Annotated in this window: 14 protein-coding genes; 7 read left to right on the top strand and 7 right to left on the bottom strand. The window is 65.2% G+C overall.

The genetic code is table 11. The features are described 5' to 3' along the window. The first annotated feature begins 430 nt into the window (after nucleotides 1-430). The 4 genes from dxs to I6F20_RS20100 all read left to right on the top strand — a co-directional run bounded on the left by dxs (nucleotide 431) and on the right by I6F20_RS20100 (nucleotide 5,130). Nucleotides 431-2,359 carry a 1-deoxy-D-xylulose-5-phosphate synthase gene (gene dxs, locus I6F20_RS20085; RefSeq protein WP_225127537.1) on the top strand — a complete coding sequence of 643 codons (1,929 nt, stop codon included), beginning with the start codon at nucleotides 431-433 and terminating at the stop codon, nucleotides 2,357-2,359. A gap of 214 nt (nucleotides 2,360-2,573) precedes the next feature. Next, a complete protein-coding gene (locus I6F20_RS20090; protein ID WP_225127539.1) occupies nucleotides 2,574-3,128 on the top strand; it encodes a nucleoside 2-deoxyribosyltransferase in 555 nt (184 codons plus the stop codon). A 27-nt stretch (nucleotides 3,129-3,155) separates the two neighbouring features. Continuing rightward, a complete protein-coding gene (locus tag I6F20_RS20095) occupies nucleotides 3,156-3,890 on the top strand; it encodes a TlyA family RNA methyltransferase (protein WP_225127540.1) in 735 nt (244 codons plus the stop codon). Then, nucleotides 3,883-5,130: a class I SAM-dependent RNA methyltransferase gene (locus I6F20_RS20100; protein WP_225127542.1), complete on the top strand. Its 1,248-nt coding sequence runs from the start codon at nucleotides 3,883-3,885 to the stop codon at nucleotides 5,128-5,130. Before I6F20_RS20095 ends, I6F20_RS20100 begins: the two co-directional genes overlap by 8 nt. Before the next feature lie 6 nt (nucleotides 5,131-5,136). On the opposite strand, the gene I6F20_RS20105 is transcribed toward I6F20_RS20100, so the two are convergent. The 5 genes from I6F20_RS20105 to I6F20_RS20125 are packed head-to-tail and all read right to left on the bottom strand — an operon-like array spanning nucleotide 5,137 to nucleotide 10,070. Continuing rightward, nucleotides 5,137-5,988 carry an ABC transporter permease gene (locus I6F20_RS20105; protein ID WP_036004112.1) on the bottom strand — a complete coding sequence of 284 codons (852 nt, stop codon included), beginning with the start codon at nucleotides 5,986-5,988 and terminating at the stop codon, nucleotides 5,137-5,139. 2 nt (nucleotides 5,989-5,990) lie between these two features. Beyond that, nucleotides 5,991-6,839, bottom strand: coding sequence for an ABC transporter ATP-binding protein (locus I6F20_RS20110; RefSeq protein ID WP_225127544.1), 849 nt, complete (start codon nucleotides 6,837-6,839; stop codon nucleotides 5,991-5,993). Beyond that, nucleotides 6,836-7,882, bottom strand: a complete 1,047-nt coding sequence (locus tag I6F20_RS20115; RefSeq protein WP_225112637.1) for an ABC transporter substrate-binding protein — start codon at nucleotides 7,880-7,882, stop codon at nucleotides 6,836-6,838. Before I6F20_RS20115 ends, I6F20_RS20110 begins: the two co-directional genes overlap by 4 nt. Nucleotides 7,883-7,923: 41 nt before the next feature. Further along, nucleotides 7,924-9,138, bottom strand: a complete 1,215-nt coding sequence (locus tag I6F20_RS20120) for a CaiB/BaiF CoA transferase family protein (RefSeq protein WP_109144616.1) — start codon at nucleotides 9,136-9,138, stop codon at nucleotides 7,924-7,926. Continuing rightward, nucleotides 9,135-10,070, bottom strand: a complete 936-nt coding sequence (locus I6F20_RS20125) for a hydroxymethylglutaryl-CoA lyase (protein ID WP_225127546.1) — start codon at nucleotides 10,068-10,070, stop codon at nucleotides 9,135-9,137. Before I6F20_RS20125 ends, I6F20_RS20120 begins: the two co-directional genes overlap by 4 nt. Between I6F20_RS20125 and I6F20_RS20130 the strand changes: the two genes are divergently transcribed. Further along, entirely contained in the window at nucleotides 10,047-11,069 is a 1,023-nt protein-coding gene (locus I6F20_RS20130; protein ID WP_225127548.1) for a GntR family transcriptional regulator, read from the top strand. The genes I6F20_RS20125 and I6F20_RS20130 overlap by 24 nt on opposite strands. A gap of 84 nt (nucleotides 11,070-11,153) precedes the next feature. Beyond that, nucleotides 11,154-12,233, top strand: coding sequence for an Acg family FMN-binding oxidoreductase (locus I6F20_RS20135; protein WP_225127550.1), 1,080 nt, complete (start codon nucleotides 11,154-11,156; stop codon nucleotides 12,231-12,233). On the opposite strand, the gene I6F20_RS20140 is transcribed toward I6F20_RS20135, so the two are convergent. After that, nucleotides 12,230-12,829, bottom strand: a complete 600-nt coding sequence (locus I6F20_RS20140) for a hypothetical protein (protein ID WP_109144619.1) — start codon at nucleotides 12,827-12,829, stop codon at nucleotides 12,230-12,232. The genes I6F20_RS20135 and I6F20_RS20140 overlap by 4 nt on opposite strands. A gap of 111 nt (nucleotides 12,830-12,940) precedes the next feature. Between I6F20_RS20140 and I6F20_RS20145 the strand changes: the two genes are divergently transcribed. Then, nucleotides 12,941-13,780, top strand: a complete 840-nt coding sequence (locus I6F20_RS20145) for a nucleotidyltransferase domain-containing protein (protein ID WP_225127551.1) — start codon at nucleotides 12,941-12,943, stop codon at nucleotides 13,778-13,780. Between the two features lie 4 nt (nucleotides 13,781-13,784). On the opposite strand, the gene I6F20_RS20150 is transcribed toward I6F20_RS20145, so the two are convergent. Continuing rightward, entirely contained in the window at nucleotides 13,785-14,420 is a 636-nt protein-coding gene (locus I6F20_RS20150; protein WP_036004087.1) for a hypothetical protein, read from the bottom strand. Nucleotides 14,421-14,515 lie beyond the last annotated feature (95 nt).

Raw genomic sequence — 14,515 nt, forward strand, 5'->3', positions numbered from 1 at the left:
ATACTCGGGCCAAAAAGCCTGCCAAGAACCGAGCAAGGCCGGAACCCCTTACCCCGCACCGAGGTTAACCACTTCTGGTCCGCGAGTTGCACCTGCATACCCCTAATCGGCCCAGCGGGTTGGCTTTGGCCTAAGCTTTGGTGTAAAGCTGCGCGGAGTGTGGCTTTTTGTAAGCCTTGCGTGGGCACCGATTACCGACGACAAGTGCTTCAAACTGCTGATGAAATTGGCTTGGGACGGACGAAGCCGATCTAAGTGACAGGGATCACAGAGACTGAACCGGAGCACACTTAAGCTTACCTAAGCTTGAAGGCGGGGCCTTGCCCCGTGCAGGTGGCTCCGACGGTTATAGGACTCGCGCTGCGCCGATATTGTGCAAACCCATCGCGCACCGGAATGACCTTCCGGTGCTGACAAATTGGAAATCGCCGTGAACGCATACAGTAAGACGCCGCTTCTCGACACCATCCGGACGCCGGAAGATCTGCGCAAGCTCAAGGTCGAGCAGGTTCGCCAGGTTGCCGACGAGCTGCGGCAGGAGACCATCGATGCCGTCTCGGTGACCGGCGGTCACTTCGGCGCGGGCCTCGGCGTGGTCGAGCTCACCACCGCGATCCATTACGTCTTCGATACGCCGCGCGACCGGCTGATCTGGGACGTCGGCCACCAGGCCTATCCGCACAAGATCCTCACCGGCCGGCGCGACCGCATCCGCACGCTGCGCACCGGCGGCGGCCTGTCCGGCTTCACCAAGCGCAGCGAGAGCGACTACGATCCGTTCGGCGCGGCGCATTCCTCGACCTCGATCTCCGCCGGCCTCGGCATGGCCGTGGCGCGCGACCTCTCCGGCGGCAAGAACAACGTTATCGCCGTGATCGGTGACGGCGCGATGTCGGCCGGCATGGCCTATGAGGCCATGAACAATGCGGGGGCGATGAACTCGCGCCTGATCGTCATTCTCAACGACAACGACATGTCGATCGCGCCGCCGGTCGGCGCCATGAGCGCTTATCTGTCGCGCCTCTATTCCGGCAAGACCTATCGCACGCTGCGCGATGCGGCCAAGCAGATCAACAAGCGCCTGCCCAAGATCCTCGCCAACCGCGCCAATCGCGTCGAGGAATATTCCCGCGGCTTCATGATGGACGGCGGCACGCTGTTCGAGGAGCTCGGCTTCTACTATGTCGGCCCGATCGACGGCCACAACCTCGACCATCTCCTGCCCGTGCTGAAGAACGTCCGCGACATGGAGACCGGTCCGATCCTGGTCCACGTCGTGACGCAGAAGGGCAAGGGCTACGGCCCGGCGGAAGCCTCCGCCGACAAGTATCACGCCGTCGTCAAGTTCGACGTCGCGACCGGCACGCAGGCCAAGGCCAAGCCGAACGCGCCGGCCTATCAGAACGTGTTCGGCCAGAGCCTCGTCAAGGAAGCGCAGAAGGACGACAAGATCGTCGCCATCACCGCGGCGATGCCGTCGGGCACCGGTGTCGACATCTTCAACAAGGCCTTCCCCGACCGCACCTTCGACGTCGGCATCGCCGAGCAGCACGCGGTGACCTTTGCCGCGGGCCTTGCTACCGAAGGCTACAAGCCGTTCTGCGCGATCTACTCGACCTTCCTGCAGCGCGGCTACGACCAGATCGTCCACGACGTCGCGATCCAGAGCCTGCCCGTCCGCTTCGCCATCGATCGCGCCGGCCTCGTCGGCGCCGACGGTGCGACCCATGCCGGCTCGTTCGACAACGCCTATCTCGGCTGCCTGCCCAACATGGTGATCATGGCGGCGGCGGATGAAGCCGAGCTGGTGCACATGGTGGCGACCCAGGTTGCGATCGACGACCGTCCGAGCTCGCTGCGCTATCCGCGCGGCGAAGGCCGCGGCATCGAGATGCCCGAGGTCGGCATTCCGCTCGAGATCGGCAAGGGCCGCGTGATCCGCCAGGGCAGCAAGATCGCGCTGCTCTCCTTCGGCACCCGTCTCGCCGAATGCGAGAAGGCCGCCGACGAGCTCGCCGCCCACGGCCTGTCGACCACGATCGCCGATGCGCGCTTCATGAAGCCGCTCGACACCGAGCTGGTCCTCAAGCTCGCGCGCGACCACGAGATCCTGATCACGATCGAGGAAGGCTCGATCGGCGGCTTCGGCTCGCATGTCGCGCAGTTCCTGACCGATCAGGGCGTGCTCGACACCGGCATGGTCAAGTTCCGCTCGATGGTGCTGCCCGACGTGTTCCAGGATCACGACACCCCGGCCGCCATGTACGCCCGCGCCGGCCTCGACGCCAAGGGCATCGTGGCCAAGGTGTTCGAGGCGCTCGGCAAGGATGTGAAGACCGAGACGGTCAAGCTGGCTTGATTGTCGCGGCAGACGCTGAACCCCACCTCTCCCGTAGGGAGAGGTCGGATTGCTCCTGGCGATGCGCATCGTCCAGTGCAATCCGGGTGAGGGGCTCAGATCCCACGTGAGAGCGTAACCCTCACCCGCACCTTCGGCGCGACCTCTCCCCTTGGGAGAGGTTTTGCACCGCCGACGTCGCGGCAACTCCGATGCCTTCTCAATCGGTCGTGCGATGAATATCTATCTGGCAGGCCCCGACGTGTTCCTGCCGGATGCCGTCGAGATCGGCCGGCGCAAGGTCGAAATCTGCGCCGCGCACGGGCTTACCGGCCTTTATCCCCTCGACAACGCGATCGACCTCACCGCGTGCGACGCCTCGCGGCAGATTTTCTGCGGCAACGAGGCGATGATGGACGCGGCCGATGCCATCATCGCCAACCTCACGCCGTTCCGCGGCGCCGGCGCCGATCCCGGCACCGTCTACGAGCTCGGCTACATGGCCGGCCGCCGCAAATTCTGCCTGGCTTATTCCAACGATGGCGCCGCCTATGCCGACCGCCTCAGTCGCTTCATGGAGGTCACCTCCGAGAACGGGCGGCTGGTCGATGCCCAAGGGCTGACGGTCGAAGATTTCGGCCTCGTCGACAACCTCATGATGATCCATGCGCTGGAGCTGCACGGCTGCCCGCTGGTGACGCCGGCCACTATGCCGACCGACGTCTGGCACGATCTCACCGCGTTCGAGACTTGCGTCCGGATGGCGGCCGCGCGATTGATCGCTACATAAGCTTTTTAGTCGTCCGTCGGAGATCCGATGCCCCCTGCCCGCAAGCGCGCGGATGTATTGCTGGTCGAGCGCGGCCTGTTCGAGAGCCGGGCGCGGGCCCGCGCGGCGATCGAGGCCGGCCTCGTCACGGCCGACGACAAGCAGGTCGCAAAGCCGTCGGAGACGATTGCCGAGGACGCGGTGATCCAGGCCGAGCCGGCGCACCCTTACGTCTCCCGCGGCGGCGTCAAGCTCGCCGGGGCGCTGGAGCGGTACCCGATTGAGATCGAGGACCATGTCTGCCTCGACGTCGGCGCATCCACCGGCGGCTTCACCGAGGTGCTGCTGGCGAACGGCGCGAGCCTGGTGTTCGCCATCGATGTCGGAACCAGCCAGCTGCATCCCTCGCTGCGCGATCATCCCAAGATCGTGTCGATGGAGGAGACCGACATCCGCAGCTATGAGGGCAAGCGCCTGCCGGCGCGGCCCGATGTCGTCGTCATCGACGTCAGCTTCATCTCGCTGAAATCAGTGCTGCCGGTAGCTCTGTCGCTGGCAGCCGCGCCGATGAGCCTGCTGGCGCTGATCAAGCCGCAATTCGAGGCGGAGCGGAAGCACAACAAGAAGGGCATCATCCGCGATGCCGCCGTGCACCGGGAGATCTGCGACGACATCGCAGCCTTCGCGGCTTCGCTCGGCTGCACCGAGATCGACATATTCCCCTCGCCGATCACCGGCGGCGACGGCAATATCGAATTCTTCCTGGGCGCGCGCCGTGGTTGAGCGCATCACGATCGATCATGTCGGCCATCGCGGCGACGGCGTCTGCCTCGACGCCGGCGAAGCAATCTATGTGCCCTATACGCTCGGCGGCGAGACCGTCGAGGTCGATCACGTCGCAGGCCATCATCCCGACCGGCGCAAGCTGCTGGCGGTGGAGGTCGCAAGCCCGGAACGCGTCGAACCATTCTGTCCGCATTTCGGCGTGTGTGGCGGCTGCGCGATCCAGCATTGGGCGAACGAGCCGTATCGGGCCTGGAAGCGCAACATCGTGATCGAAACGCTGGCGCAGGCCGGCATCGATTGCGAGGTGGCGCCGCTGGTCGACGCCCACGGCGCCGGGCGCCGGCGCATCACGCTGCACGGCCGGTTCGGCACGCACGACATCCTCAAGGTCGGCTTTTCGGCTGCGAGCTCGCACGACGTCATCCCGATCCATCGTTGTCCGATCCTCGATCCCGCGCTCGAGGGCGCACTCGATGCCGCCTGGGCACTGGCCGAGCCGCTGACGTCCAAGATGCCGGTGACCAAGCCATTGGACATCCAGGTCACCGCGACCGCCAACGGGCTCGATGTCGACGTGCGCGGCTCGGGCCCGCTGCCGACGGCGCTGGTCACCGCGCTGTCGCGGGTCGCCGAGCAGCACCGCCTGGCGCGGCTGACCCGGCATGGCGAGCTGGTGCTGCAACGCTTGCCGCCGACGGTGAGGATGGGCCGCGCCGAGGTGACGCTGCCGCCGGGCTCGTTCCTGCAGGCGACGGTGGCAGGCGAGGAGGCGCTTGCGGCACTCGTCACAGAGCGCATCGGCAAGGCCAAGGAGGTGCTCGACCTCTTCTGCGGCGTCGGTCCGTTTGCGCTCAGGCTCGCGGAGAAGGCGCGCGTTGCAGCCTATGACAGCGACGCCGGCGCCATCGCGGCGCTGGCGAAAGCTGCGCGAACACCTGGCCTGAAGCCGATCAAGTGCGAGCCCCGCGATCTGTTCCGCCGGCCGCTGGTGCCGCAGGAGCTGCGGGACTTCGACGCCGTGGTATTCGACCCGCCGCGCCAGGGCGCGCAGGCGCAGGCTCTGAAGCTTGCGGCGAGCAAGGTGCCGCTCGTGATCGCCGTGTCCTGCAACGCCGCGACCTTTGCCCGCGACGCACGGCTCTTGATCGACGGCGGCTATCGGCTGGAGTCCGTGGTACCGGTCGACCAGTTCCGCCACACGCCGCATGTCGAGCTGGTGGCGCGGTTCAGCCGCTGACGCGGGCTACGCCGAAGCCTCGAATTGCGGCTGCCATCGCAAGAGGTAGGACTGCAGCGAACGCACCGCGATCGCCAGCAGGATGCCGACGAACATCATGACGAAGATGGCCACCATCATCTCGCTGGCATTGGCCCGCGCCTCGGCTTCGATGATGAGCTTGCCGAGACCGCGTTCGGCGCCGATGAACTCGCCGACAATGACGCCGATCAGCGCGAAAGAAACGGCCGGCAGGAGCGAGGCAAACACCCAGGCGAGCGCGGACGGGATCACGACCGTGCGCAGCACCGTGAATTCGCTGGCGCCGAGCAGGCGGGCGGCAGCGATCTGGTCACGGTCGACCGCACGCGTTCCTTCGAAGGTATTGAAGAACACCACGAAGAACACGACGAGCCAGGCGGTTGCGATCTTGGAGAGGTCACCGAGGCCGAAAATCAGGATGACGAGCGGGACCAGCGCAATGCGCGGTATGGAGTTGAGCGCCACGATGTAGGGGCTGAACACGCGAGAGAGGAAATCGGAACGGCCGAGCACCAGGCCGGCCGCGATCCCGCTCGCCGAGCCGAACAGAAAGCCCCACCAGGTGTTCTTCAACGTGACGAGTGTGGCAAGCCATAGATTGTTGTCGCTGCCCTTGATGCAGGCGGTAAAGCCGGTCGCGTCTGCGAAGCAGCCAAGCCGCAAGAAACTCTGCCAGATCAGCGACGGCTTGGCGACGAAATAGGGATCGAGGATTTTCGGCACGTAGGCCTTCGGCAGCAGCGTCTTGCTCCATTCGAAGCCCCATTGCCAGACGACGAGAACCACTGCGAGAATGGCCAATTGCCAGAACAGGATGACGGTGCGGCTGTTGGACATGATCAGTCGGCCCTGGTGCGGCGGAATTCTTCGCCGAGGGAATGCCAGATGTGGGAATAGAGCCGGGCGAACTCGGCCGTCTCGCGCACGGCCACGGGATCGCGCGGACGCGGAATGGCGACGTCGAAGTCTTCCTTGAGACGCCCGGGGCGCGCCGAGAGCAGGATGATGCGGCTCGCCAGCGTCAAGGCTTCGCCGAGATCGTGCGTCACGAACAGAACGGTCTGCCGCTCGCGTTCCCAGATCTCCAGCAGCGTCTTGTGCATCTCGAGCTTGGTGTGGGTGTCGAGCGCGCCGAACGGCTCGTCCATCAGCAGGATCTCGGGCTCCAGGATCAGCGTGCGCATTAAGGCGACACGCTGGCGCATGCCGCCGGACAGCATGCGCGGGAAGCTCTGCGCAAAGCCTGCAAGGCCGGCCTTCTCGATGGCGGTGGCAACGCGCGCGGCGCGCTCGCTCTTTGGCACTCCCGCGATCTCCAGCCCATAGCCGATGTTCTGCTCCACGGTCCGCCACGGAAACAGCGTATCGCGCTGGAAGACATAGCCGACCCTGGGGTTGACCTCGCCGGTCTCGACCGTGTCCTGGTCGATCAGGATGCGTCCGCCGGAGCGCGGCAACAGCCCCGCGACCATATTGAGAATGGTGCTTTTGCCGCAGCCGGATGGACCGAGCAGCGCGACGAACTCGCCCTGCTTGACCTCGAAGGAAACGTCATCCACCGCCACGAACTCGCGTCCGGACGCGTTGAAGCGCTTGGCAAGACCCTGTACGGCGATGCGCGTGCGCGCAGCCGCTGCTCGATCCTCGTCGCGCGCGAGCGCGAGGCTCTGGCTTGGCGCGGCGATCATTTGTATTTCGCCCTGGCCGCCTGAAGGAAGCTCATGTCGACCGCATCCTCGTACCTGGTCTCGGGAATGTCCGTGCCCTTGCGGTACCAGGGCTTGGCGCCGCGCTCGAACGACGCCTTGTCGATGACGCCGTCATAGGCCCAGGTCGACTTGTCGAAGCCGAGCTCGGCGCTGACGGCATCGGGATCTATCCCTGAAAAATACTTCGGCGTGACCAGCGCCTGCACCTCCGCGAGCGGCGCCGCCTTCACAAAAGCCATCGCCCGGTAGATCGCGTTGACGTAGGCCTGCACCATCGCCTTGTCCTGCTGGACCGTGTCCTGGAGCGTGTAGATCACCAGCACGGGCAACGTCCCGCCGAAATCCTTCTCGAACACGCCAGGCTTCGACGTGTCGTAGATCGTCCGGCCAAAACCCTTCTTCTCGACCTCGACGATCCAGCTCGGCGGCGCCACGATGGCGTCGAACTGCTTGGTCTGCAGCGATGGGAACATCGTGTTGGGCCCGCCGCCCGCAACCCAGTTCACCTTGTTGCCGAGCCCACGCGCTTCGAACACATAGGTGCCGTACACCCAGGTGCCTGACCCGATGGCGGTCGCGGCAACGATCGGCTTGGCGCCGTCGGGGCGCTTGTAATCCGCGAGCTTCTCGATCGAATTGATGCCGCTCTCGTAGAGGTCCTGCCGGACCACGATGTTGGCGTAGGAGCATACCATCTCGGTCGCGAGCAGCATCCTGCAGGGCTTGCCGCGCGCACCGAGCTGGAGCGGATGGCTGGCATCGCCGTGCGCGAACAGCGCCTGCCCCGCCGCCAATGTCTGCCGGCCGAACGTACCGGCATTGCCGGTAACGAGCTTGGAGTCGAGCCCTTCGTCCTTGAAGTACCCCTTCAGCTCCGCGATCATGCCGACGGCGTAAACCGGCGACACCGGCCCGAAAGCGAGCGAGACCTGCTTGGCCTCCGCACGCAATGGCCCCGGCAGCAGTGACGCGCCGGCCCATGCAGACCCCGCGAACAGCGCCTGGCGTCTCGAAATGCTCATGTGATCCTCCTCCCTTGGTTCTTGTTCAATCGCGCGGTCCGTCAGGACGGCGGGACCTTGATTGTCCCTGCTTGTCGCAGCTGTTCGATCTCATCCGGCGACATCCCGATCTCGCGCAGGATCTCGCCGCTGTGCTCGCCGATACCGGGTGGATCGTAGCGGTTGGACAGCCGCTTTCCGTCCATGGCAATCGGCAACAGCGGTGTCTTGACCTCATTACCGTCAGGCAAACGGATGTCGGTCAGGCCGCCGGATTGGTTGAGATGCGGATCATCGAAGAGATCGCCGGGCTTGTTCACCGGTGCGTAGGGCAGATCGAGCTGCTCGAGCCGCGCGGCGAGATCGGCCTTGTCCCATTGCTTGAAGATATTTGCGATTTCCGGGATCAACCAGCCGCGATGATCGACCCGGTCATTGCTGGTCGCAAAGCGTGGATCGGAGAGCCAGGCTTCGCGATCGAAGGCGCGGCAGAACGCTTCCCATTGCTCTTCACCGACGATGGTGACGAACAGTTTCGAACCATCCCTGGTGTCGAAGAGGTCGTAGACGGGCCACGGGCTGTCCTTGATCGAATAGGGGATCGATGGCTGCCCGCTGACCACCTCGCACATCATCGCCTGGGCCATCAGGAACACGTTGTTCTCATACAGCGCACTCTGGATGTAGCGGCCCCGGCCGGTACGCTGCCGCTCGGCGAGCGCGGCCTGGATCGCGATCACACCGAACATGCCGCCCATGACGTCATTGACCGAGGCGCCGGCGCGCATCGGCCTGTCGGGCAAACCGGTCATGTAGGCGAGGCCGCCCATCATCTGCACGACTTCGTCGAGCGCCAGGCGGTTCTCGTAAGGACCAGGCAGATAGCCCTTGAGCGAGCAATAGATCAGGCGCGGCGCGAAAGCCGCGACGCTCTCGTAGTCGAGACCAATCCGCTTCAACAGGCCCGGCCGGAAGTTCTCGATCAGCACGTCGCTGTGCTCGATCAGTCTGCGTGCGATGTGCTGGCCCTGTGCTGTCGACGTGTCCAGAGCGATGCTGCGCTTGTTGCGGCTGTAGGTCGCAAAGAAGCCAGCGGCAGGTCCCTTGAAGGCGCGGGTACGGTCACCTTTGGGCGGCTCGACCTTGATCACGTCGGCACCGAGATCGGCCAGGATCAAGCCGCAGCTCGGCCCCATCACCATCTGGCTGAATTCGATGACCCGAAGGCCCGCCAACGGACGAAGCTCAGATCCCGTCTCACGCACAGCCATGGTCATGCCGCGCTCCGCAGGAGCTTGGGAATTCCGGCCTCGTGCAGATGCCCGGTCAGATGGTCTGCGGGGATGTGGCGGGCGAGAATCTCGCGGGTCTGCAGCAGGCGGTCGAGGTCGATGCCGGTGGAGAGCCCCATGCGCTCCAGCATGAACACCAGATCCTCGGTGACGATGTTGCCGCGTGCGCCCGGAGCGAAGGGACATCCGCCGAGGCCGGATACGGCGGCATCGAAACGGCGAATGCCCGCTTCAAGGCCGGCGACGGCATTGGCCAGGCCGGCGCCGAGCGTATCGTGCAGATGCAGCCGCAGCGTCATTTGCGACCCGAGCTCGCGCTGCACCGCCCCGACGATCTGCCGGATCGATTTCGGCGTCGCATAACCGACGGTGTCGGCAAGCCCGATCTCGTCGGCACGCGCTTCGGCAAAAGCGCGCGCAACCCGGCACACCGCCGCTTCGCTCACCTCCCCTTCCAGCGAGCAGCCGAAGGAGGTGGAGATCGCCCCCATCAAGCGCGGCCGCTGCCCCAACGGCTGGGCGTCGATCGCAGCGCGGACTGCGCGAAACCCCTCGACCTGCTCGTCGACCGAGCGGCGCACGTTTGCGCGGTTGTGCGTCTCGCTGGCCGAGATGACGAAATAGACGGCGTCGACGCCGGCGCCGATGGCGCGCTCGGCGCCCTTCGGGTTCGGCACCAGCGCACCGATGAGAGTCGATTTGTGCATGAGCGCATGCGCCATCACCGCATCAACGTCGGCGAATTGCGGCACGACCTTCGGCGGGACGAACGACCCGGCATCGATCTCGCGTATGCCCGCGGCGGCGATCATGTCGATCAACGCGCATTTAGCCTCGGTCGGAACGAAGATGTCCAGGTTCTGAAGACCATCGCGGGGCGCGACCTCGCAAATGTGGACATCGGGCTCGCGGGCCATGTGGGTCTCCCTCGGGACGATTGTATATTATTGCATAAAAGAACAATTCATGAGACAGTCTGTCAAGCCCTAAAACTTGCGTGCACTGCAATGAGCGCCACCGACAGTTCCCGACCGCGCAGCGACAAGAACGGTTCCGAGCGGGCCGAGCAGCTCGCCGGCCTGATCATGGCGCTAGCCCGCCGCGAAGGCATGAAGGCCGGAGACCGCTTGGTCGAACAAAGGCTTGCGGATGCGCTGGACCTTTCACGCGCGCCGATCCGGCTCGGCCTGAAGGCCCTGGAAGCGGCGGGGCTGGCACGCGGCGAGCCGCATCGTGGCTTCGTGCTGGCGAAGAATCCGACCAGCGGCGCCGCCCAACCGGCGCTCGCGGCCGTCAGGCGCGGCGAGCAGGTTTATACGGCCATCGCAGGGGACGTGCTCGCGAGCCGACTCCCAGCCGACGTCACGGAGGCGGAGCTCTTGCGCCGCTATGATCTGAGCCGCGCGGAGTTGCAGCGGCTGCTGGACCGTATCGCCGCCGAGGGCTGGATCGCACGCCTGCCCGGCTATGGCTGGCGTTTCGCGGAGACGGTCTCGAGCCCCGAAGCGCAGGCGCAGGCCAAGGCGTTTCGCGCGGTGATCGAGCCGGCGGCGATCGCACAGCCCGGCTTTGCACTGCCCCAGGAGGTGATCACACGCCTGCGTGAGCGCCAACAGCGGGTCTTCGACGGCGAAATCGAGAAGATGACGATTGGCGAGATCTTTCACTCCGGCTGCGAATTCCACGAGGAGATCATCCGCGGAACAGGCAATCCATTCTTCCTCGAAGCGCTCAAGCGTGTGAACTCGATCAGGCGCCTGTTCGCCTATCGCAGCTTCGCCGATCGTGACGGCATGAGGCGGCACGTGCGCGAGCATCTGCGCCTGCTCGACGTTCTGGAAGCGCGGCGCTACGGCGAAGCCGCCGACCTGATGGCCCGGCACCTGCAGCGTCCGCTGGTCGCCGGCGTATCGTGATCCTGCCGACCTTGATTCCGGTCAATCTTCTCGGCGCCGCCTGGCGCTAAGAATGCCCCATCATGGGGTGTGGAGCGGAAGTCCGTGGCCAACCGGCGACAATTCATCACGACCGCGCTCGGGCTTTCTGCGGCAGCGATCGGCAGCCCTTCCGCCGCGCTGGCGGCGATGACCTACGACGAGGCCGTCACCTCGTCACGGGCTCCGCTGCGAGCCGGCCTAAGGGATCGCGAGCTGGTCCGGTTTGCGACGCTGGCGGCCAACAGCCACAACACCCAGCCCTGGCTTTTCTCCGTCCGCGGCAATGTCATCACGATTGCGCCTGACGTCGCGCGGCGCTGTCCGGCCGTCGATCCCGACGATCATCATCTCTTCGTCAGTCTCGGCTGCGCCGCCGAAAACCTCATCCTCGCCGCGGCCACGCTGGGCTGCCGCGCCGATCCGGTCGTCGACGGCGATCGCATCGTGATCACGCTCGGCGAGGCCGCTCCTGCAGCATCGGCCCTGGCCGATGCAATTCCCGTCAGGCAGTGCACCCGCGCGGCCTTCGCCGGCAAGCAAGCCGCGCCCGAGATCCTGCGCCAGCTCGAGAACGCCTGCCGGCAACCCGGCGTCGCTGCGATCCTGATCACCGAGCGTGCCGGAATGGCTGAGGTCGCCGACTATGTGCTCGAAGGCAATTCGGCGCAGATGCGCGACAAGGCCTTCATGCGCGAGCTCGTCGACTGGATCCGCTTCAACGAGGCAGAGGCGGTCGCGACCATGGACGGGTTGTTCGCGCCCGCATCGGGAAATCCTGCGCTGCCGTCCTGGATAGCCCGGCCGCTTCTGAAGCTGTTCTTCACCGAAAGCGGAGAAAACAAGAAATATCGCGAGCAGCTCGACAGCTCGGCCGGTGTCGTCGTGCTTGCTGCCGATCGCAGCGACACCTCGCACTGGATCGCGGTCGGCCGCGCCTGCCAGCGCTTCGGCTTGCAGGCGACCGCACTGGGACTGAAATATTCCTTCGTCAACCAGCCGGTCGAGGTCGCAGCACTGAGGCAGCAATTCGCGACCCGGCTCGGCCTCGGCGAACGACGCCCCGACATCGTGATGCGCTTCGGCACCGGCCCAAGCCTGCCGCAATCGCTGCGGCGTCCGCCGGAGCTGGTGATGCGACCCTAGCGCCGAAGGCCGCTCAGCGCCGGCGATTCGCCGGGCAGCATGTTCGATCTGATGTCGCTGTCCATGCGGCCCGAATCCTGCTGGGCGTAGCCGACACCGAACGACAGGCTGAGATTTGAGGTCGGCTTGAATTCGACACCCGCAAACCCGCCATAACCGGGCCCGGCGCTGGAGGTGAGCGGCGCCAATGAGCTGCCGATGCCGTTGCCGTATTTCAGCGTGTCGAAGCCGGCAAAGAAGGTGACGGGCATGCCGCCGGCGGTCTTCATCTGATAGCCAAATTGCGTGCTGTCATAAGAGAGCGCGCTGAAATTGCCGAGCGAGCCCGCCTGGTTGAAGCCGCTCAATCCGAGATTTCCGCGTTCGCGACCGATGACGAAGCCGTTCGCAGAGCTCGTACGCCAATCGGCCTCTCCGGCGTTGAAGCCCGCAAAGTTGCCATAGCTGTCGGAGCTCAGGCCGGCAGCGCCGCCAAGGCCGAAAGGCCCGCCGGGAATCCAATATCGCAGCGGCGCCACTTGCGCGTGAACCGGCGCTCCGCCGAGGCAGAACACGGCGAGAGCTGCAAGAGCGCATGAGCGTGCAAGGTCGAACATTCTGGCTACCGTCTAAAAGCCCTTAAAACTATACTCCTCGACCATCATCAATGCCAGCGGAGTGACCGCGCCGGCCCTCGCGGCCGCAGTTCTTTCGGGGAACCGCACCTGATGCCGGACGATCCGCTGCTCACCCGCCTGACATCCGTTCTTGCCGATGTACCTGGCGTTCAAGCTGTTGTGCTCGGCGGCTCTCGCGCGCGGGGCCGCGCGCACGCGGCCTCGGACTACGATATCGGACTCTATTTCAAGTCAGTGCTGGACACAGGACGGTTGCTGGCCGCCGCGAAGACGATCGCGGACGATCCCGCCGCCACGACGGTGACGCCCGTCGGAGAATGGGGGCCCTGGATCGTCGGCGGCGCCTGGCTTTCGGTGGAAGGCCGCAAGGTCGACCTGCTCTACCGCGACGCCGACGCGGTCGAGGCCGTCATGGAATCCTGCGGCGCCGGCGTGGTCACCATGGACTACCAACCCGGCCATCCACATGGCTTCTGCTCGGCGATCTGGATGGGCGAGATCGCATATTGTCAGCCGCTGCACGATCCGACCGGCCTGATTGCCCGATTCAAGTCGATCGCACTTCCCTATCCGGAAGCTCTGCGCAGCGCCCTGATCCGGCGCTTCCAATGGGAAGTCCTGTTCAGCATCGAAAATGCCGAGCTCGCGGCCGCACGCAACGAGCGGACCCACGTCGCGGGCTGCCTCTACAGATCGCTCGCCTGCGTCGCGCAGGTTCTGTTCGCACTGAACGAGCGCTATCTGATCAACGAGAAGGGGGCGCTGCAGGAGGCAGCCGGCCTGCCGCTGACGATTCCACACCTGGTGGAGCAGGCCGACGAAATCTGGCGACTCGTCGCTGATGGCGGTTTCGCGCAGGCCTGCGCAATGCTGCGGCAGGTCGACCGAGAATTGAAGGCGCTGGCTCACCCCGGCGGAACAGCGCCGTAAAGGGTTATGCGGTCTTGTCGACCGAAGACGACGAATCCGCCGGCGGATATTTCGTCACCGGCACCATGAAGGATTTGGTGCCGACCTGGTAGATGATCTTGCCGTTCTGCCCGTCGTCGCTTGCGATCTGCGTCTGTCCGAACATGATGACGTTCTTGTAGACGAAGCCGGTGCCCTTGCGGGTGACGCCGTCGGTGGTGACGCTGACCTCGGCCTCCTTGCCATTGACGGACAGCACCTTGAAGCTCGCGCTCTTGCCGTTCTCGCTGGAATAGCCGCCCCAGCTTCCCATCAGGCGGCTGTCGGACGCGGGCGGGTCCTGCTTTTGCAGATTTGCGGTTTGCTTGCCGACGCCCCCGAACGAGAACAGCATCACCATGTTCTTGCCGTCCTTGGTGCCGACCGTGACCCCGCCGAAGGTGATGAGCGTGCCCTGAACCTCGCCGAAGCCGCGCTCGGTGCGTCCGTTGTGGGTGTACTCGACCTGCGCCCGGGCGCCGCGGATGTTGACGACCTTGAAACCGACGGGCTGGTTGTTGCCGACCCAATTGCCCTTCCAGTCGCCGAGCAGTGCGCTCTGGCGATATAGCCGCTCGTTGGCGGGCGAAATCTGGCTGGTGCTCGATGTGACGATGGCCATTGGATTGCTCGGACGGGCCTGACAAACCCGCTTTCGCTCGCTTGGGCAGGTCAGGATGCCGGCGGGAACGCACAGTAACGATGCGATTAGGGCCA

It is taken from the genome of Bradyrhizobium sp. IC3123 (genome assembly GCF_020193625.1).
Taxonomy (GTDB): domain Bacteria; phylum Pseudomonadota; class Alphaproteobacteria; order Rhizobiales; family Xanthobacteraceae; genus Bradyrhizobium; species Bradyrhizobium yuanmingense.

Excerpts from the sequence above, each read along its gene's own strand:
- I6F20_RS20150 (WP_036004087.1), bottom strand. The coding sequence starts at position 14,420 with ATGGCCATCGTCACATCGAGCACCAGCCAGATTTCGCCCGCCAACGAG.
- I6F20_RS20095 (WP_225127540.1), top strand. The coding sequence starts at position 3,156 with ATGCCCCCTGCCCGCAAGCGCGCGGATGTATTGCTGGTCGAGCGCGGC.
- I6F20_RS20120 (WP_109144616.1), bottom strand. The coding sequence starts at position 9,138 with ATGACCATGGCTGTGCGTGAGACGGGATCTGAGCTTCGTCCGTTGGCG.
- I6F20_RS20145 (WP_225127551.1), top strand. The coding sequence starts at position 12,941 with ATGCCGGACGATCCGCTGCTCACCCGCCTGACATCCGTTCTTGCCGAT.
- I6F20_RS20090 (WP_225127539.1), top strand. The coding sequence starts at position 2,574 with ATGAATATCTATCTGGCAGGCCCCGACGTGTTCCTGCCGGATGCCGTC.
- I6F20_RS20125 (WP_225127546.1), bottom strand. The coding sequence starts at position 10,070 with ATGGCCCGCGAGCCCGATGTCCACATTTGCGAGGTCGCGCCCCGCGAT.
- I6F20_RS20140 (WP_109144619.1), bottom strand. The coding sequence starts at position 12,829 with ATGTTCGACCTTGCACGCTCATGCGCTCTTGCAGCTCTCGCCGTGTTC.
- I6F20_RS20115 (WP_225112637.1), bottom strand. The coding sequence starts at position 7,882 with ATGAGCATTTCGAGACGCCAGGCGCTGTTCGCGGGGTCTGCATGGGCC.
- I6F20_RS20110 (WP_225127544.1), bottom strand. The coding sequence starts at position 6,839 with ATGATCGCCGCGCCAAGCCAGAGCCTCGCGCTCGCGCGCGACGAGGAT.
- I6F20_RS20105 (WP_036004112.1), bottom strand. The coding sequence starts at position 5,988 with ATGTCCAACAGCCGCACCGTCATCCTGTTCTGGCAATTGGCCATTCTC.